The organism is Allobosea sp. 10L417 (assembly GCF_056395485.1).
Genome location: NZ_JBFTJP010000016.1, coordinates 40,434 through 58,498, shown reverse-complemented (window position 1 = coordinate 58,498; position 18,065 = coordinate 40,434). Strand labels below are relative to the sequence as shown.

The following is an 18,065-nucleotide window of genomic DNA, read 5'->3' as shown; positions in this document are numbered from 1 at the left end:
ACTCCGCGTTTCGGGGGTCGCCCTTTTCCAACCCATGATTCGCGCTTCAATTCGCACCTCTTTATATCCCTCGATTTGACCACGGCGACCCCCAAACTCCGAATTTCGGGGGTCGCCTTTTTCCGAGGTCCGCTGATAGGCTGAACTTCCGGAAGAAACAGCATAGGGCCCAATACCGTAAAGCTGGAGCGGGGCTCCAGTCTTTACTGCCTTCGGCTTTGGGCTCTGAGAGGCTAATCCTTCCCGAAGTGGGAAGGATGGAAAAACTTGATACAAGCCCGTTTTCCCGACCCAATCGAGCTTGCCTGCTGACCCGCGATTTTACCGGTCCGGAAAAAGTTTCCGGCCACGGGCAAATCGCGATCTAAGGCTCAGTTGAGTCGCGTTCCGGCCACTAGCCGGACGCCCTTTCCGCGGCGCCGAAAGGCTCCTAGGAAAAATCGTGCTGTCTCCGCGCGCCCCAAAGTTGGGACGCACAGGCCGCCAATGGCGGCCTGTGTGCGGAGATCAGAAAGCATCCCGATATGCCGCCGGTCAGGTGAGATTTCCGGGCTCACTGCGATGTTCGAGAATCTCCCTGGTCCAGCGCCAGAGCACCCGCACGCCGCCCTTCCAGGCGGTGCCACAGCGCGGCAAATCCTTGTCGTGGCGAGTTGCCTAATTGGCCGCGCATAATGCCTGTCGCGGCCCAAAAAAACGGCCCGGAAATTCCAGGCCTCTATCGTGTCACCACGTTTGATATTGCGTCAGTGCAAGGTGTCCCCACCCGCCTGCGCCTTGCGCTGGTCCGCCTTGATCTGCATCAGCTCGCGGAAGGCGGCTGCCATTTGATCATCGATCAACTTAGCGGTTTCCTGATCGAGATTCCGCTGGGCTTTCGACCCTCGACGATCTCATCGATCTGGTCGCAGTGCCTCTCATCGTGGGGTACGGTGCGCCGTCGAGATTGCGATAGCTGACCGAGGCGGCGATGAAGATCCGCGGGCGGTCGCCCTTAGTTAGTTCTTAATCATGAGCGCATGCGGAAGCGCGCAGAACCACGGCGGCTTTGGAAGCCGGTGGGCTTCGAGCTTTAATTGTGGTGCCGCAATCCCGGATTCGCTTTCACGCCTTTGTATGATTGATCTCGACGACATTGCCGCCAGGAAGCGTACTGCAGCCGATGAGCGCGCCGCGAAGTTGCGGGCGCGAAAGGACAATCGACGGGCACAGCGAGAAATCGAGGCCGATCACAAACGGGAGACCGAGGAAGGAGAGCGTGCGGCTGCTGGTGCCCTCCATCGGGTCAACTCTATTGAACGGCAGGCCCTGCGTCGCATGAAGGACGTGTCCCGAGGTGGTGTTGGACTTGGCGACATCGCCCGAGTTCTGGCCAGACCCGGTATTCGGACCGCGAGCGGTCTCCACGGCCAAAAGGCACATAGGCAGACCAGCAGACCGCAAGGCCAAAACGGGGCTGTCTCCTTCCATTTTTCGGTCACGACTTTCTCGAAGGGAGGTGAGTTGGTTGATGTGTTGAAGGGGCGAAAAAGCGTCGCGTCAGCTCTCAGTGGTGGGAGGAAACACCAGCGCTACATCGACCGCGAGGACGTCGTAGAGGTTATTCCGTCGAAAGAAGTGCTGGGATGCATCGACGAACCCTCCAAGCTAGAACAGGTCGCCCGCGATGGCGTGGAAATCTCTTCCTTCGGCAACATTGGCACGACCAGGGAGGAGCGTGATGCCTTCTGGGAAGCGGTCGATAATGCCGAAGACGCGCCCCGCAAGACCAAGGTGATCCTGGATCCCGAGAGGGGCCCTGCCGTCTGGGCCAATATCCGGGAGATGGCCCGGACTTCGTCCCCATTGTCTTCAACTCTCTCGGTGGCACTGGCCACAAACCAGGCGGTCTCGGAGAGCGTCACGGAAGCTGAAGGTCTCAAGCTCATCGAGATATTCCAGAAAGCAGGCTTCACCAGGATCTCGGCCGAGCAGAGCGTCGATGATCTACCAGACGCGCCAATCGCTTTCCTGGTAGGTCGCGGCGGCCGGGTCCAGACGCGCCTCGTGATCGAGTTTCCGCACGAATTGACCGCCTCCCAGCGACTGTCGCTAGCGAAGGCATTCTGCCGGCCCTACGAGGATCTCGCCCTCCCCTATTGGGCCGCCATCCACGCTCCGAACAAGCACAACGATAGCCGGAACTATCATGTGCACATCAATCTCTACGACCGGCCCGCCAAGAAGATCGAGCATCCCGAGAAGCCCGGCTCCGGCGAGTTGATCTGGGACTTCGCCTATTTGAAGCATTTTAAGACCGCGCGGCGGCAAAGCCGTTCCAACCGGCCATTCCTACAGCCGAAGCTCCTCGCAATTGGCCAGGAAAAGACATGGATCCGGACGGAGCGCGCGCGATTCGCCAAACTCGCGAATGAGCATTTGGCTGCCGCTGGTGCCGAGAAACGCCTAGACCCACGTACGTATGTGGAGATGGGCGTGGCCGAGAAGGCACGAGATCGCGTTGATCCGGCCTCCTATGCGCGCGAGCGGAAAGGCTTGGAAACGGCACAGGGCATGAAGCTAGCCAACCAGCAATGGGCGACCAATCTGCAATCCGTTGCAGCGATAGCAAAAGCGGATGCTTCCTATGAAGCCTATCGCCGAGCCTGGCTCGAAAGGGCCTTGGGACCACAGCATGGTCGTCAAACGGCCGAGGCGCTCATTGCAAGTAAATCCGCTAAGGAAATCGTCCGTCTCTCGGCGCGCAAGGCCGAGCTCGTCAATGAGCGCAATGCCATCTCGCATGTGTCGGCGAAACTTGAGTCGCGTTCACGCCTCAAGTCCAAGAAGGCACGGGACGACGCCGATGATGCCGCTATCGCCATCGCCGGCGAGATGAGGAAGACTGTCGAGGCTGTCGACAATCGCATCCGGCTTCTCCTCTCTGAAATTCAGAAGGCCGAGGGACTGGTCGTTAAGGCGAAGAAACTCGACGACGTCACAATTCGCGCGGAAAACTACGCGGCGTTGAACAAGGCGATGCGCGGGATGACCGAGCGTCTCATGGCAGAACCCGCCATCCTCGTTCCCGCGTTTAAGGCGAAGCAGGGGGCTGCGGTCGCCGGCGGCCAGTCGGCGTCGCAGGCCGGTCGAGCCGGCATGGGAAATCACTCCGTCGATCGTCTAAGCAGGGTCCGCAATACAGCGAAGGCACTCGCCGCCGAGCGTGCGGCAACCCAGCCCAATACTTCGCCAGATGCCATCAAGCCGCCTAAGCCTTTGGAAGCGCCAATGTCGGCCGCGATCGAACCGCGCCCGCTTGCAAAAGAGCCTCAGCCCGGAACGCCCGTGGCATCAAATCCGGCGAGGCCGAAGCCGCTCACCGATGATGAGCGGCGCAAGAAGGAGGCAGAGCGTATCGCGCAACTGCAGAAGAGACTGGCGATCGCCCGTCAACGCGGACGCGGAGGTCCGGAGCGCTAGCGATGACTACCTTAGCAGCGATCCAACATTTTCAGCATCTCTCATCGCCGGGCGATAGCCTGATGTTTTCGAGGCTGCCCGTCCCGATATCAGAGCCCGATCCCCTTCCCTATTCGGGGCTTTGAGCAGCCCAACGCGATCGACGCGGGTTCAAAGTTTCAGATCTCAGCGCGATCCTGCTCAGAAGTGTTTGGGAGTAAACAGTTTCTTCTATAATTTGAGAGCAGCCAGCAGCTACATGAGCTTTCTGCTGACATGTCCTTTGGTCGGCATGCCGTGTTGTCATTTTCCAGATTTTTGACGTGGCACATCACGAGCTTGGGTGAGCAGTTGCATCAATTCTGCGTTCTGCTTCCGAAGCAGTTCTAGCTCAGACTCTAGCTGACTTATCTTTGACTGGTCCGGCTGCCCTATCGGCAGATTTTCCAGTCCTATCCACCTCACCAAAAAGTCGACAATCGGATGATAGCCATGAAGCGTTACCTTCGCTTCGGTTCGATTAGTTCGGCTGTTGCCGCGCTTAAATTTTGGCGCGTGACCTTGTGCGGCGCACCAACCATCGAAAATCTCCTGCCAGTTATCGCGGTTTGTCAAACTTCCGAACACGTCCACCACCAGAAGATATTTGACGCGGTCGCTATCGATTAACACCCACTGAATTTCGAGCCTGAGTTTGGAAAAGCCGCGCGCTGGCGAAGGAAAGCGTTCCATCAGAACTCGCACCACCTAAGCGCTCATGAAAGTTCAACGGTCATAACCCCAATGTGCGTTATAGCGCAACGCGGCATACCGCGTCGCGCTAAACGGCTCTCCGCAGATAAATGCGGAAATGGATATTAGACAGGTGATCGCCGCGAATGCGCGAGCCGCTAGGCTGACCAAGGGGCTCACCCAAGCTCAAGTTGCGCAGCGTCTGGGCGTCGACAGGGCACATGTGAGCGCACTTGAAATGGGCCAGCGAAACCCGACTGCGACTAGCCTCTGGCAAATCTCTCAGGCGCTAGAAGTGGCGGTCCGCGACCTTGTTGATGACGGCCATCCATTCGGCAGTCCACGTACTGTGGACAAACGGTGACGGGCTATCGATGCCGCCAAAAATTGCAAAGCAGTTCCGCGACGCAGTCTTCTACGTCCTTTGGCGGACGGTCCAAAAAGATGACTCAATCGCCCTTCCCTCAGTTCCAGTGCTCGAGCCCAGCAAGATCTTCTGCCCAAAGAGGCTTCGCGCCAAATTTTGCTTGGTCCTGCGTGCAGGTTCCAAAATCATGGATCACGCGTAAGGGAGCTAGCTCAGAGATTACTCTGAGCTTCGGCGAAGCAAGCTCTCGGTCGAGGTTAACGGATAAAAAGGGGGCGAGGCGATGCGACCGACCGCCTGCACCAGTGCCGCCTCACCCTGACACTAAACACCACGCCACGCCTACGCTCATGGGCCGATGCTGATGGCGCTCCTGACCGTCAGTTGAATCCGGCCCGCGCGCCACTTGATCACGTCGATCGAGCCATGCCCCTTCTGGGACCAAGCCAGAGACGTAACCATCGGTGGTGTCTCGACTTGTAAGCCCCATGTGAGCGCGGGCCCTCTGCTCGCTACGTACGCGTCAGTGCCGACTTTTCTGGGGCGTCTCGTTTCGTCGGCAGCCAAAAGGGCTGGAGCCCTCAAATCGCGAACGATGTCCTCGAAGTTCCGTTGGAGGTTTTCGGCATCGACGTCCGCGGCAGGGTTACGGTCCAGAGCGGTAGCGTTCAACCTAGGTCGTAGGTTGACGAGGGACATAGCCCCGACCTCGCTTTCGTTCGAGCCAGCTATCCAGTGCTTCCCTGGCTGATGCGTGGTCGCAATGTAGATCGACGCGACTGCGCCCTCGCCTCCCAATCCTGCCCCACTGGCGAACGAGGCTCAGCTCGCCCCAGAGGGTCGGCTCTATTGAGAGCACATAGAACCGATGCATGTCCCGGGTTCGATCAATTCTATCTAAGACAATAAGGTTGAGCATGACCCGCGCCGCTGATTGACAGGCACCGTAGAATCGTCGGCTCTTCGGTTCACGGTCCAATGCATTTTAAGAATCGATCAACGGCAAACGATTCCTGATCGGAATGTGTGACAAATTGGGACCTCGAACCTTTTCAAAAATGCGTGGCTCTGAACCGATGCTGCGGTTCGATTGACAGCTGTACGGAACGTCAAATTCGTCCGCCTTATCAATATGTTCTGGCACGATAGTTCTAATGCTTTGACCGGGCCTCCTGGAAAATTTTGAGTTTACTTCTCGTTAACTCAAAATCGGTTGCCGCCTCGCGCGAATCGGGCATAATTCACGCTTGCAATTCCCGTTGCTCCGGAAAAGCGTCACTGCTCCGGAAAAGCGTTATTCCGATAGGCGGCCACTGGATGAACTTCGCGAACATCAGCGATGATACAGGCAAGCTTTTTCACGAGATCATTCTCCAGCAGGGAGAATTGATCTCGGAGAAGCTCAATCTGCTGCGTATCCAACATTACCCACCCAACGCGAAGAAGGGCTTGCGGTCGTTCACACTCAGTGAAGTCGCCTATTTCCTCGGAGTTACGCCGTCGAACGTCAAAAAGCTTCATCTGGAAGGCAAGGGGCCAACGCCTACCACGACTTCCTCGGGGCGACGCACCTACACGGCCGAGCAGATGCTTGAGCTTCGGCAGTATCTGGACCGTCACGGACGGTCGGGTGTGAAGAAGTATGTGCCGCACCGGCGGCCTGGCGAGCCACTTCAGGTGATCTCGGTCGTCAACTTCAAAGGTGGCAGCGGCAAGACGACAACGGCTGCACATCTCGCGCAGTACCTCGCCCTCACCGGCCATCGGGTTCTTGCAATCGATCTGGATCCGCAGGCATCCTTGTCGGCGCTCCATGGAATTCAGCCGGAGCTCGACAAGAATCCTTCGCTGTATGACTGTCTGAAATACACGGCCGATCGGGTGCCGATCACAGATGTCATCTGGCCCACCAATTTCCCTGGACTCGACATCGTGCCCGCGAACCTGGAACTCCAGGAGTACGAGTACGATACGCCGATGGCGGCGCAGCGCTCGATTGAGGGAAAGCAATTCTTCTTGCGGCTAAGCGCCGTGCTGAAGGATGTCGATGATCGATATGACGTTGTCGTTGTCGATTGCCCGCCCCAACTTGGCTACCTCACGCTCACGGCGCTCACCGCCTCGACCTCTGTCATCATCACGATCCACCCCCAGATGTTGGACGTGATGTCGATGAGCCAGTTCCTCTTGATGCTCGGTGGGATCCTTGGCTCCATCGTGGGGCATGGTGCCGACGTCAGGCTCAAATGGTTTCGCTATCTCGTGACCAGGTACGAGCCGACTGATGGGCCTCAGGCTCAGATGGTTGGGTTCATGCAGGCTATGTTCCCGAAGTTCATGCTGTCGAACCCAATGCTGAAGTCGACGGCCATCGCCGACGCCGGGATCACGAATCAGTCGCTGTATGAACTCGATCGGTCCCAGTTTACCCGTCAAACCTACGACCGTGCGATCGATTCGCTAAACGCCGTGAACGAGGAGATCCGTTCCCTGATGCATGACGCGTGGGGGCGGAAATGACTGCCGAATTGACAGCTGTACGGAAACCCAAATCGCTTCGGCAGTTCAACATGTTACGCGGAGCTACGGGCAAAAATGGCGCGTAAAGGTTTGCTAATGAGGGCGATTGAGGCACCGACCGAAGGCGTCGCAGCACCTCTGTCTCCAATCCAAGAAGCGCGGGCGCTATACGCGAACCGCGGGGCGTCTCGCGCCATGAAGCAGTCAATCGAGGAGATGGCGGATCAGGTGAAGCTCATCGCCGACGGAGAAGTCGTCGTTGAGCTGGACCCCGACCTCGTCGATAGCTCATTTGTCGCCGACCGCGTCGATGACGATGAGGAGGCGTTCGCGCTCCTAAAGGATGGAATTGCGAGGGAGGGGCAGTTACAGCCCATCCTCGTCCGACCGCACCCTGAGATTGCCGGCCGGCACATGATTGTTTTTGGCCACCGTCGCCACCGTGTCGCGCGGGAGCTAGGCAAGCGCGTCCGAGCTGTCATCCGTTCGTTGGACGATGCCGCGCACATCGTCGCTCAGGGCCAAGAGAACGCCCGGCGGGCCAACCTATCGTTCATCGAGAAGGCGCGGTTCGCGGACAGTCTGCGCAAGCTTGGGCAGGACCGGGCGATCATTATGGCTGCCGTCAGTGTCGACGACACGGTTGTTGCGAGGATGTTCACGCTCGTCGAGGTGATTCCGCAGGAAGTCCTTGAGGCGCTCGGCGCCGCCCGAGGGGTAGGTCGTCCGCGTTGGGAAGACTTAAAGCAGCTGATCGCTCACCCGGCGAAACGCGAAACCGCAATTGCAATCGTCCAGTCGGCAGACTTCGATCAGACGCCGGCTTCGGACCGGTTCAACTTCCTGGTGGACCGGCTCAAGAAGGCGCACAGGCGCCCACAGAAGGCGAGGGCGGCGGAAGGTCAATGGACACCCACTGACAATCGTGTCGCTGCGAACTTCAAGAACACGGGGCGGACATTCAGCCTCTCGCTCAAGTCCAAGGATGCAGGCGAGTTCGGCAATTTCATTTCGAGCAACCTGGAGAAGCTTTATCGCGACTTCAGGACGACGAAAGATCGTAACAACGGAGATTGACCGCAAAAGAAAACGCCCCCGAAACGGCTGTTCCGAGAGCGCTCTCTGTCTTAAGCAAACCGAGAATCGCACTTCCTCGAATCACCGTCAAGAGTCTCGAGAGAGATTTGCGCCATTCGGCGAGCGGATTTCTTTTGCCTGAATAGGGCAAAGGACATGGAACCACGACTCTCGACGACGCCCTTTGGGCGGCGACCGCTGACACTTGCCCTTGTGGCAAGCCAAGCGGGGGCAAAGACACGCCCGCCGGAAAAGGCGGTTCATAAATGGGAGACTTTTCGGGCTATCTGCACCGCAAAGGAGAAGCTCGGCATCTCGGAGCGCGCTTTGGCGGTTCTGGATGCTCTGCTAACTTTCCACCCGGAGACGGTCCTCACGGGGGAGGGGCTTATCGTGTTCCCGTCTAACCAGCAGCTCTGCCTTCGGGCTCACGGCATGGCGCCGGCGACGCTGCGACGGCATTTGGGCGCGCTCGTTGATGTCGGCTTTATCATCCGGCGCGACAGCCCGAATGGTAAGCGTTACGCGCGGAAGGACCGCGCCGGCGGCATCGAGCTCGCGTTTGGTTTTGATCTGGCGCCACTCGTCACCAGGGCCGAGGAATTTGAGCGACTGGCTGATGAAGTTCGCGCAGAAGAACGCGCTCTGAAGCTCGTTCGGGAGCGCGTCACTATTTGCCGGCGGGACATCTGCAAGATGATCGCGACCGGAATGGAGGAGGGCGTTTCGACCCGCCGCAACGGAGCCGGCCCGGCCGATTGGACGGAGCTTCACGAGCTCTACCGGGGCGTCGTGGGGCGGATTCCGCGCTCCGCCACCCGCGAGGTTCTTGAGCCGATTGCCACGGAGCTGAGCCTCTTGGCCGATGAGATCCTCAACTTGCTGGAAGATCACGTAAAATCACAAAAACTTAGCACCAATGAGTCTCAAACTGAGCGTCACATACAGAATTCAAATCCAGACTCCCTTATTGATCTTGAACCACGCTCTCCAGAGAGCTCGGGGGCGAGGACTGAGAGTTCTCCTGAACCGCTGCGGATGCCAGATCGGACGTTCCCGCTAGGAATGGTTCTCGACGCTTGCCCCGACATCATCGATTACAGTAAGGGCGGGGTGGCTAACTGGCGCGACTTTCAGGCGGCTGCCGCGCTCGTTAGGCCGATGCTCGGAATTAGCCCCAGTGCCTGGCTTCATGCTCAGAGCGTGATGGGCGAGCTCGACGCCGCAATCGTCATCGCTAGCATCCTGCAGAAGGGCGAAACCGTGTCCAGCGCGGGCGGCTATCTGCGAGCCCTCACACAGCGGGCCGAAAACGGCGAATTCTCGATCGGGCCGATGCTCATGGCGCTCATTGGCACCAGAAAGCGGGACAAGCAACGGGCATGACGACGTCGACACGGCGCCCGGGGGGCGATCTGGCTTACTCGTTCATGGACACGGCAAGCTGCTTGATGGTGCAGCCGTTCGCCCTTCGGGTTGATCGCCCGGATCGAAGACGGCCTGCCGTTTGGTTCGCTCGAGCGCGTGGCGCGACTGATCGCGCCCAGCGACGCCCAGTTCAAATACAGGCTCATCCCCAAGGCCCCCTACACCGCGGACCGCCTCTCGTCGGACGAGGGGGCACGGCTGGCGCGGGTTGCGCGCACCTGGAGCCTTGCACTCGACGTCTGGCAGGATGAAGACGAGGCGCGGGAGTTTCTCTTCAGGCCACATCCGATGTTGGAGGATCGACGCCCGATCGAGGTCGTTATTCATAGCGAGATAGGCTCTGAACATGCTCGACGTGCTCGGCATGCCTGAAATACGGCACGGCTGCGTGACTCCGCAGATTCTGGACCGTACCGTGCCGGGTTCTCAGATTGGAAATCCGACAGGAGCCTACCCGATTTTCGATGCGACTGGATCCACGATAGCGCCTAGGCGCTGGAATACGGCGGGCAGCCCGCTGATTTACCCCAGCGAGCATTTCTCGACGGCCCTCCTTGAGAAACTGGTGCACGGCAGTGGGCGCCTGCAGCCCAATCAGCACTTCATCCAGCTCACATTCCCGAAGGGGCTATCCTACGAGGTCTTCTCGCCGCCGGCGTTGCCTGGCTGGGATGAAATGCCCGCGACAGTGAGCAAGGCCTTTGGAGAGCGCTGGTACGGAGAGAGGCGCAGCGCCATTCTCATCGTTCCGATCGTCGTTGCCCGCCTACCGAAATATCCTCGTCAATCCGGCGCATCCTGACTCCCGAGCGATCGAAGCGAGTTTGCTTCAGCCCGTTTTCTGGGACCGCTGGTTGTTCGCCGCGTAAAGGCGGCGGCGCGAAAAAAAGATGCCCTCTCAAGAGGGGGCGTCAGTCACGTCCGAATACGACTTGCGCCGAGGATTCCTGGACAAACCATCGAGGCGCCGTGCATTGTGACGAGTGGATTCGGTTTGAGCCTGTCCGCTTGCGAGAGCCGCCATCGCTAGCTATATGACCACAGTAGTCATGGGAGCGGGGAATGAAAGAAATTCAGATTAAGGACGCTAAGGCCACGCTCTCGGCTGTCGTCGATCAAGCTGTCCGCGGCTACCCTGCGGTCATCACCCGACACGGCAGGAAGGAAGCGGTCGTGCTGTCGTTCGAGGAATATCAGAAGCTCGCGCAGATCCCGAGCTTCGGCCGGCTGCTCGCAGCGTTCCCAGGCGACGACGGCGATATTCCAGCGCGCAGCGGCAAGTTGAGCCGCTCCGTCGATATCTGATGTTTCTGGTCGATACGAACGTCATCTCAGCGTTGGCGCCATCGAAACGAGGGCGCGTCGGGGCGCTCATAGAATGGCTAGACGTGGCGAGCCCGCGGCTTTTTCTGTCGGTCATTTCGGCGGCTGAGGTGAAATCCGGGATCGCCAAGGCCGAACGGGAAGGCGCTACGAAGAAGGCGCGAGGGCTGACGCAATGGTGGGAGAGCATAGAGCATCTCTATGCGGAGAAGCTGCTGCCTTTCGATCTGCGGTGTGCCCATATTGCCGGGGAGATCCTTGATGCTTCGCGTGCCCATCAGCCGGGATTTGAGGATATCGCGATCGCCGCCACAGCCCGCCTTCATGAGCTGACCGTGCTAACCCGCAATCTCAGGCATTTTGAACCGCTCGGCGTGAGAGCGATCGACCCATTCGCTGCACTGCCGGAACTGTAGCGGGAGTAGGTCCACGCTACAATTCAGAGATTCGAGGGTGGAAGCAGTATGCGCCGCCGCCAGCCGGCGCGCCTCGGAGGAATGGGGCCACCCTAGGCAAGGCGAGTGCCTCGCCCTCCAACCGAAGGTGCTCAAATGTGGCTTATGCCGCTAAGCATCACGGAGACGATTAGAAAGACCCGGACAGGCTGGCCAGCCGCTGTCCGGGTCCAATTTCTAACCTAAGTCGCTAAAGGGCGGCGGGTGCGCCAACATCCGCCGTCCACTACGGCAAAATAGCGCTTCCCGGGACGATCTGCAAGGTTGCGCAACACCGGGCTTACTTCCGCGCGCGAGCCAGGAAAACCCGACCTCCTCAGAGGCTCGCCTATGGGCCTTCGGCGGGAATTCCAGGGCGATAGTCCCGCCGCAACTTGGTTACCTGACGATGAGCGCGCTGAACGCCGCTACGGCGATGCTCATAATTCTTTCTCATGACCACCGATTTCATGAAGGTGATCGAGGACGCCGGGGGAAAGATCGAGCTCGATTTTTTGCGATACGTGGTCACACGGCACGACCCCCATGACGTGCCTGAGGCGCAAATTGTTGCTTGGCTGAGATATCATTTTCGGCGAGCACGTTTTGCGTCCAATTGCGTGGAAATCGACTGCGATCGCTAATGCAGGCCTGACGAAGCAATCGCTACGAGATCGCGGCTCCGTGGGGAGAGCGGCGTATGATCGTGCCATTGATTCCGTCGATGGTGTGAACGACGAGATTGCTGAACTCAAGGGAGCCTGGGGCCGATGAGCAAGCGCTCTCAAGTCATCAGTTCGCTATTCATGGCGCCGCCAGCGTTGTCAGCTGACAACAAACCTACCGAAACGCCGCATCGGGTTTCCGCCGGTTCGGTGCGCTCATTGCAGAACACGTTCTCTGATGTCGAGAGAGAACGCCGAACTGCGTCAGCGTCTGGACGCTGGAGAAGTCATTGTGGATGTCGATCCAGCCGACATCACCCCGTCTGATATCGCCTCGGATGCAGAGTTGGTGTTGGACCGATCCGATCCAGCGCAGAATATGGCTCGGTTCTACGTGCTGGCGATTGAGCCAACGCTGTTTGGCGATGTCGCGCTCGTGCGCGAATGGGGGCGCCGGGGCTGTTCCGGTCGGCGGCGATTGGATCTCTACGGGGATCAAGAGACCGCAGCCGAGGCGCTGCAGGACTGACTCCTCAGGAAGACCCGACGTGGCTACGGCGTTGTAGCGGCTTCGGTGACGAATAAGAGCATAGCCGGAAGCCCCCCATTGCCGGGACAGCCAGCTTTTTAGAATGGCATGGTGGGCCGGGCCGGACTCGCAACGGAACCGGCGCTGTTATGAGCAGCGAGCTCTAACCATTGAGCTACCGGCCCGGGCGGCGTGTAGCATTCTGCGCGATCGGCAAACACGAATGGCTGGGCGTTCGCCTCACGAGTTRATCGTGCGGGGCGGGGAGGGGAAGGGACTGGCCGCGTGGCGCCCAGACCACAAGAGAGGAGAGTCTGCTGGCTAACGGACGATCGCGGTTGCACGAGGTCGGGATGAGACCGAAGCTGGGTGGAGAGGAGGAGAGGTTATGTATATGCCGGACAGCTCTGAAGCCTCTATGGCTCGGATCAATGGCATCCTCATTCGGAGTGCCATCGTCGTGGCGATTGCCGCGGTTATGGTGCTTCCGCTGTTCCGCTAGGTTTCGCAGGTTGTAAGCGCGCGAATTCGGCTGGAGGCGAAAAAATCGACCTCGTAGGAAGCCCGCTGAGTGCCCTTCACGTGTGGGTCGGCTAGGGTTATGAGGAAAAACGCTCAAAAGCTGCCAGCAGCCATTTATGGGGCTTATCGGCGTGCTTACTTACAGCAAGTGATCCCGAGGTCACCAAAGCAGACAGAGTGAGATATCAATATCGCTTCGTTTGAGGACACCGCTAGGGCAGCGGAGACAACGTGAAGCTCCCGTCTTTCCCAATTTCGAGAACGTGATTGATGATAACGTCCGACGGCTCGCCCTGCGATGCCAAGTGAGCAATCCCGTCAACCAACAGGCTGAACGACTGTTCGCGACTGACGCTTGGAAGGATGATCAGCCCAGGATGCAATTCCTGGCGCGCGACCAGCTTGCGGAAGTCGACAGCATTCTCGGTCACGATCGCTCGGTCTTCATCCAGGCATCGCGCCAGCACGACATGGTCCGGTTCGCCGAGCCGTCCCATGTCGCGCGGGTGGGTCGTATCGTGCTGTCCCTCCTCGTTGAGACGTCGAGCCAGCTGCGGTGACAAGCATTCATTGATGAACAGCTTCACGCGGCTTTCGCCCAAGGGCGGCCGCCAGGTCTTCCAATGATGGGGTGTGTCCGGGCATAGAGCACCGCAGTTTCAACCGCCTCTCGTGTTAGATGAGGGTTGTCCTCGAGGACATCGTCGACACTGTCGCCACCATCAATGCGCCCCAGCACGGAATACACCGTCATCCGAGTGCCTCGCAGCACCGGCGTGCCACCCATGATGTCGGGATCGACGTGAACGAAATCCTCCCGCGCTTTTCCATAGCGTTCAGCGCGCTCAGCGAGGTCAGATCCGACGAGTGCGGACACATCCACAGTGACTGCAGGTGCGATCTCCAACGGCTCGGCCGTCATGCGCGCAGTCGGACGCTTGCCGAGCGCCCGTGCCAGATCGCGCTTTGTTTCGAGCGAGAGCGTGACGGGCAATCGGGCGACAATGGCCGCATACGGTACAGCGTGAAGGGGCAGCATCCGACGTCGGCCAGGTGCCACCGCACGGATGCCCGCCAGCACCTTTTCCTCAATCGCCTTGTCCACGGCGCGAACCGGAACATTGGCTAACTCGGCCACTTCGAGGGCAGAAAACTCGTTGGGCATGATAATTACTCCCTTGCAGGGGAATATATATGCAGTTGGCCGCCCCAACAAGTTGGAACGCGCTTCGCCTGGGTGGCGGTTGAGGCACGTTGATGCCCGCTGCCGACCTATTCCGGACCTCGTCACAAACCCGCAGCCTTGGTGAGATTGACCCGGAAGCGATCGCGCCGTCGCTGATAGCGTCGGGTCATCTCGGCTGAGGCGTGACCGAGCTGCTTCTGGACATGGCGTTCGTCGACCTCGGCCGAGGAGGCGAGTCCGGCCCGCAATGAATGGCCTGCGAATTTCTGCTGCCGTTCTCCCTCGGGGAGATCGCCACGCACCCCGGCGGCGAGCGCGGTGCGCTTGACCAAGCGGGCGACCTCTCGATCGTTGAGGCGCTCGAGACCGACGGATTGGCCCTGGCCGGTCACGCGCCGAAATACGGGACCGTGGGCGATCCTGGCAAGCTTCAGCCAGGTCTGCAGCGCCACGATCGGGCAGGTGGCGTCGGCAGAGCCCCGGCCGATCTCGACCTCGCGCCAACCGGTCTTACCGCGCAAATTAACGATCATGCCCTTGTCGAGGATCTCGACCCAGCCGCGGCCGTCCTCTGTCTGGTCGCGACTGACATCCAATCCAACAATTTCGGAGCGTCGGAGACCGCCGGCGAAGCCGAGCAGGAGCATAGCCCGATCGCGCAGCCCTCGCAGCGAGCCACGATCGAGCGTTTCAAGCATGGCGATCAAATGCTCGGGCAGCACCGCCTCCTTCTGGCGAGGCGGGGCAGCGTGGGTGTTGCGGATGCCAGCGAGCACGGTCGCAATATGACGGTCCTTGCGATCGAGCGCTGTGCCGCGCTGCGCATAGGACCAGGTCAGGGCCGACAGCCGCCGCTCGATCGTCGTCACCGTATTCGGCTTGCGATTGGCCGTGGCCGCGCCCGAGGCGCAGGCCGTGATGTAGAGCCCGACGGTCTGCGGGTTTGGTGGTAGGGGCGCCAGGGCCTGGCGCCGGCACCAGCCGGTGAAATGCGTCCAGTCGGAGGAGTAGGCGCGTCGTGTGTTGTCCGAGCTCGCCGCCTTGACGTAGCCGCGGGCCCGTTCGGCCAGCTGCTCGAGATGCGCCGGTACGCCGGCGTCCGCGCCTGCGAGCGGGGAGGGGAGGGCGTCGCGCTCCTCGCCTGGCGTCCGCGGCGCGGAATGATCGACACCTGCTGACGGGTGCTCCGGTGGGGCGGAGTTGTGAGCTGACCGTTTTTCATGAGATCGGAGATCGTTTATTTTCAATAGGTTATCCGATTCAGAATTTGTGAGATCGAGTCGGATTTGCTGAGATTGAATCATCACGCGATTCAGATATGGTGAGACTAGATTGATTCACCATCCGCGTGAAGAGCATGGAACGCGACCAGCTCGACGAACAGGAATGGCAGAGCGCGCTTAGGCACGCGGATGTTCTACGGCGGTTGCCGCAGCGGCCCACTTCGGCTGATGTCGCCGACGCTATGGCTGAGCTGGCCGTCAGCCGAGCAACCTTATTTCGGTGGCTAAAGCGCTATAGGGCTGAAGAGCGCGTTACTGCGCTTGTTAGTCGAAAGCCCGGACGCCGGACTGGCATCGACGCTTTTGATCCCGCGCTGAAAGCGATTGTCGACGGCAACATCTCGACGTTCTACGCGACACCGGAGAGTCCGCCGATCACGCGTCTGTGGAAGCGGGTTTCGGCCGATTGCCGCGCGGTCGGCCTGGCGCCGCCCTCGATCAGGCGCTTGAAGAGCTACCTTGCGACGTTCGATCCGGAGGTCATGACTCGCCGTCGCGAGGGAAAAGCTCGGGCCGACGCCAAGTTCCTGGCTCTGCCCGGCGAGTTTTCAGCACAGTGTCCGCTGCAAATTGTCCAGATCGACCATACGAAGGTCGATGTGACCGTGGTCGATCCGATCGAACGAAAGCCGATTGGCCGACCTATCCTTACCGTCGCCATCGACGTTTGCACCCGTATGGTGCTGGGCTTTTATCTCTCGCTGGAGGCGCCATCGGTGACGTCGGTGGCGCTTTGTCTGACGCATGCAATCATCGACAAAACCCGCTGGCTGCAAAGCCGCGGGATCTGTTTGGATTGGCCGACAAATGGCCTCCCTAAATGCATTCACGTCGACAATGGCGCCGAATTTCACGCGCGCGCCTTCAGGCGGGGCTGCGACGATCACAACATAGCGGTCTCTTACCGCCCGCCGGGAACACCGCGTTTTGGCGGCCACGTGGAGCGGCTAATCGGGACGATGATGGGGGCGGTACATCTATTGCCCGGCACCCATTTTTCCAATGTCCTGGACAAGGGCGACTACGATCCCGAAGCGCGCGCCGTGATGACCATGCGCGATCTTGAAACCTGGCTGGCGCTGGAAATCATCGCCTACCATTCCGACCTGCACCGCGGTATCGGCAGGCCTCCCAGCGCGGCTTGGAACGAGGCCATATCTGGGCGCCCTCCGCTGCAGGTGCGAGACCCGCTCGCGTTTCTCATCGACTTCCTGCCCTTCGAGGCACGTGTGCTGCGGCGGACCGGCATCCATCTCCACAACATCTGCTATTGGTCGGACGGCTTTGCCCCTTGGATCGGCAGATGCAGCGAAAAGGTTCTCGTCAAGTTCGATCCGCGGGATTTGCATCGAGTCTTCGTTAAGCTGGGCGAGAATTACCTCGTAGCGCATACGCGCAACCCAGGGCGACCGGCGATCACGCTGTGGGAGCAGAAGGCGGCGCTACGCGTGCTACGGGCGCGCGGGCGCCAAGAGATCGACGAGGAGACGATCTTCCAAACGATTGCCGCGCAGCGCGCTCTGGTCGAGAAAGCAACCCAAGAGACCACGCAAATGCGCAGGCAGCGCGCGCGGCGAGCTCATTTGCAAGAGTTGCAAGCGCTCCCGGCGAGCGCACCGTCGGACGAACCGGTGATCACATTACCGCATTTTCCGGTGGAGGTATGGGAATGACAGCCGCCAACTCTGTCTATCAGCATCTCGATCCGTCCGTTCAGGCTTATGCCGATCTGCCCGATCGCGAGCGTATCGAGCACATTCGAGGGGATCGGTGGATTGACTATCCGCGTGCCCGTCAAGCGCTCAATAAGCTCGAAGAATTGCTACTGTTTCCCAAGCGAGCCCGCATGCCCAATCTGCTGATCTTCGGTGCCTCGGGTATGGGCAAGACGATGATCATAGAAAAGTTTGTACGTGCGAATCCGCCCAGTTTCGACGAGCGAAGCGGGATTGATCACCGGCCCGTCATCGTGGTGCAAATGGTCCCCTCCCCAGACGAGGGACGCTTCTATCATCGGCTACTGTCGGTGATCGGCGCACCGCCGCCGAGCCGCGCCACCCTCGGGCAACTCGAAACTCAGGCGCTGCGACTGCTTCGGGAAACCGCGCCCCGCATGCTGGTCATTGACGAGGTGCAAAACCTGATAGCGGGCACTTACCGGGAACAGCGAAGGATCCTTAATTTGCTGCGCTTCCTCGGCAACGAGCTGCGGATTCCGCTGATCTGCCTCGGCTCGCACGAGGCACGGGATGCGATCCGGGGCGATGCCCATCTAAATAGCCGCTTCGAGCCTTATGGTCTTTCGCCTTGGCGGCACGATGCCGACTTCCATGGTCTGATCGGCGGCCTTCTGTTTTCCTTGCCGTTGCGTCGGCCGTCCGAGTTGACGGATACCGCGCTTAAACGGCTCGTTGAGGCCAATGGCGGCATAACAGCGTCGGTCTTCAGGACGGTAATTGAGCTCGCAACCAGCGCAATCCTCAGCGGGGCAGAGCGGATCACAGCCGCGGCTATCCTCGATCATCGCGCGGCTGCGCCAACGGGCTTCTCGGCCTAAC

At 59.7% G+C, this 18,065-nt stretch carries 15 protein-coding genes, 1 tRNA gene and 3 pseudogenes; 13 read left to right on the top strand and 6 right to left on the bottom strand.

From position 1 onward, the window contains the following. Window positions 1-1,116 precede the first annotated feature (1,116 nt). Window positions 1,117-3,462 carry a MobA/MobL family protein gene (locus AC1DE3_RS26395; protein WP_476852932.1) on the top strand — a complete coding sequence of 782 codons (2,346 nt, stop codon included), beginning with the start codon at window positions 1,117-1,119 and terminating at the stop codon, window positions 3,460-3,462. Window positions 3,463-3,744: 282 nt separating this feature from the next. On the opposite strand, the gene AC1DE3_RS26390 is transcribed toward AC1DE3_RS26395, so the two are convergent. Continuing rightward, complete coding sequence (locus AC1DE3_RS26390) at window positions 3,745-4,173, bottom strand: hypothetical protein (RefSeq protein ID WP_476797886.1); 429 nt, start codon at window positions 4,171-4,173, stop codon at window positions 3,745-3,747. A 118-nt stretch (window positions 4,174-4,291) separates the two neighbouring features. Between AC1DE3_RS26390 and AC1DE3_RS26385 the strand changes: the two genes are divergently transcribed. Beyond that, window positions 4,292-4,537, top strand: coding sequence for a helix-turn-helix domain-containing protein (locus AC1DE3_RS26385; RefSeq protein WP_441514440.1), 246 nt, complete (start codon window positions 4,292-4,294; stop codon window positions 4,535-4,537). A 676-nt stretch (window positions 4,538-5,213) separates the two neighbouring features. Here the strand turns inward: AC1DE3_RS26385 and AC1DE3_RS26380 are convergent. Beyond that, window positions 5,214-5,459 (bottom strand): WGR domain-containing protein, encoded by a 246-nt coding sequence (locus AC1DE3_RS26380; RefSeq protein WP_441514439.1) that lies wholly within the window; start codon window positions 5,457-5,459, stop codon window positions 5,214-5,216. Between the two features lie 398 nt (window positions 5,460-5,857). Here AC1DE3_RS26380 and repA point away from each other — a divergent pair, with 398 nt between their 5' ends. The 9 genes and pseudogenes from repA (at window position 5,858) to AC1DE3_RS26335 (ending at window position 12,516) form a co-directional block, all read left to right on the top strand. Continuing rightward, on the top strand, window positions 5,858-7,060 hold the full coding sequence (gene repA / locus AC1DE3_RS26375; RefSeq protein WP_441514438.1) for a plasmid partitioning protein RepA: 1,203 nt from the start codon (window positions 5,858-5,860) through the stop codon (window positions 7,058-7,060). Between the two features lie 75 nt (window positions 7,061-7,135). Then, window positions 7,136-8,137 carry a plasmid partitioning protein RepB gene (gene repB / locus AC1DE3_RS26370; protein WP_441514437.1) on the top strand — a complete coding sequence of 334 codons (1,002 nt, stop codon included), beginning with the start codon at window positions 7,136-7,138 and terminating at the stop codon, window positions 8,135-8,137. A gap of 156 nt (window positions 8,138-8,293) precedes the next feature. Then, a complete protein-coding gene (gene repC, locus AC1DE3_RS26365) occupies window positions 8,294-9,523 on the top strand; it encodes a plasmid replication protein RepC (protein WP_476797885.1) in 1,230 nt (409 codons plus the stop codon). Between the two features lie 72 nt (window positions 9,524-9,595). Beyond that, window positions 9,596-9,957 (top strand): annotated as a pseudogene (locus AC1DE3_RS26360) (antitoxin Xre/MbcA/ParS toxin-binding domain-containing protein); the annotation flags it as partial. Continuing rightward, window positions 9,954-10,434, top strand: a pseudogene (locus AC1DE3_RS26355) (RES family NAD+ phosphorylase). The pseudogenes AC1DE3_RS26360 and AC1DE3_RS26355, both read left to right, overlap by 4 nt. A gap of 193 nt (window positions 10,435-10,627) precedes the next feature. Then, window positions 10,628-10,870 carry a type II toxin-antitoxin system Phd/YefM family antitoxin gene (locus AC1DE3_RS26350; protein WP_441514434.1) on the top strand — a complete coding sequence of 81 codons (243 nt, stop codon included), beginning with the start codon at window positions 10,628-10,630 and terminating at the stop codon, window positions 10,868-10,870. Further along, window positions 10,870-11,304 carry a PIN domain-containing protein gene (locus AC1DE3_RS26345; protein ID WP_476797884.1) on the top strand — a complete coding sequence of 145 codons (435 nt, stop codon included), beginning with the start codon at window positions 10,870-10,872 and terminating at the stop codon, window positions 11,302-11,304. Before AC1DE3_RS26350 ends, AC1DE3_RS26345 begins: the two co-directional genes overlap by 1 nt. Window positions 11,305-11,707: 403 nt before the next feature. Further along, a pseudogene (locus tag AC1DE3_RS26340) lies at window positions 11,708-12,096 on the top strand (plasmid partitioning protein RepA); the annotation flags it as partial. Between the two features lie 129 nt (window positions 12,097-12,225). Then, on the top strand, window positions 12,226-12,516 hold the full coding sequence (locus AC1DE3_RS26335; protein ID WP_476797883.1) for a WGR domain-containing protein: 291 nt from the start codon (window positions 12,226-12,228) through the stop codon (window positions 12,514-12,516). A gap of 109 nt (window positions 12,517-12,625) precedes the next feature. Here AC1DE3_RS26335 and AC1DE3_RS26330 read toward each other — a convergent pair. From AC1DE3_RS26330 to AC1DE3_RS26315, 4 genes are all read right to left on the bottom strand, one after another. Continuing rightward, a tRNA-Ile gene (locus AC1DE3_RS26330) sits at window positions 12,626-12,701 on the bottom strand. A gap of 549 nt (window positions 12,702-13,250) precedes the next feature. Next, window positions 13,251-13,625 (bottom strand): DUF5615 family PIN-like protein, encoded by a 375-nt coding sequence (locus AC1DE3_RS26325; protein WP_476797882.1) that lies wholly within the window; start codon window positions 13,623-13,625, stop codon window positions 13,251-13,253. Further along, window positions 13,622-14,203, bottom strand: a complete 582-nt coding sequence (locus AC1DE3_RS26320; RefSeq protein WP_476797881.1) for a DUF433 domain-containing protein — start codon at window positions 14,201-14,203, stop codon at window positions 13,622-13,624. Before AC1DE3_RS26320 ends, AC1DE3_RS26325 begins: the two co-directional genes overlap by 4 nt. A 122-nt stretch (window positions 14,204-14,325) precedes the next feature. After that, a complete protein-coding gene (locus tag AC1DE3_RS26315; RefSeq protein WP_476852931.1) occupies window positions 14,326-15,471 on the bottom strand; it encodes a site-specific integrase in 1,146 nt (381 codons plus the stop codon). A 110-nt stretch (window positions 15,472-15,581) separates the two neighbouring features. On the opposite strand from AC1DE3_RS26315, the gene AC1DE3_RS26310 reads away from it, so the two are divergent. Together AC1DE3_RS26310 and AC1DE3_RS26305 are read left to right on the top strand one after the other, a co-directional pair. Then, window positions 15,582-17,180 (top strand): Mu transposase C-terminal domain-containing protein, encoded by a 1,599-nt coding sequence (locus AC1DE3_RS26310; protein ID WP_476852930.1) that lies wholly within the window; start codon window positions 15,582-15,584, stop codon window positions 17,178-17,180. Then, window positions 17,177-18,064 (top strand): TniB family NTP-binding protein, encoded by an 888-nt coding sequence (locus AC1DE3_RS26305; protein ID WP_476852929.1) that lies wholly within the window; start codon window positions 17,177-17,179, stop codon window positions 18,062-18,064. Before AC1DE3_RS26310 ends, AC1DE3_RS26305 begins: the two co-directional genes overlap by 4 nt. The last annotated feature ends 1 nt before the right edge of the window (window position 18,065 follow it).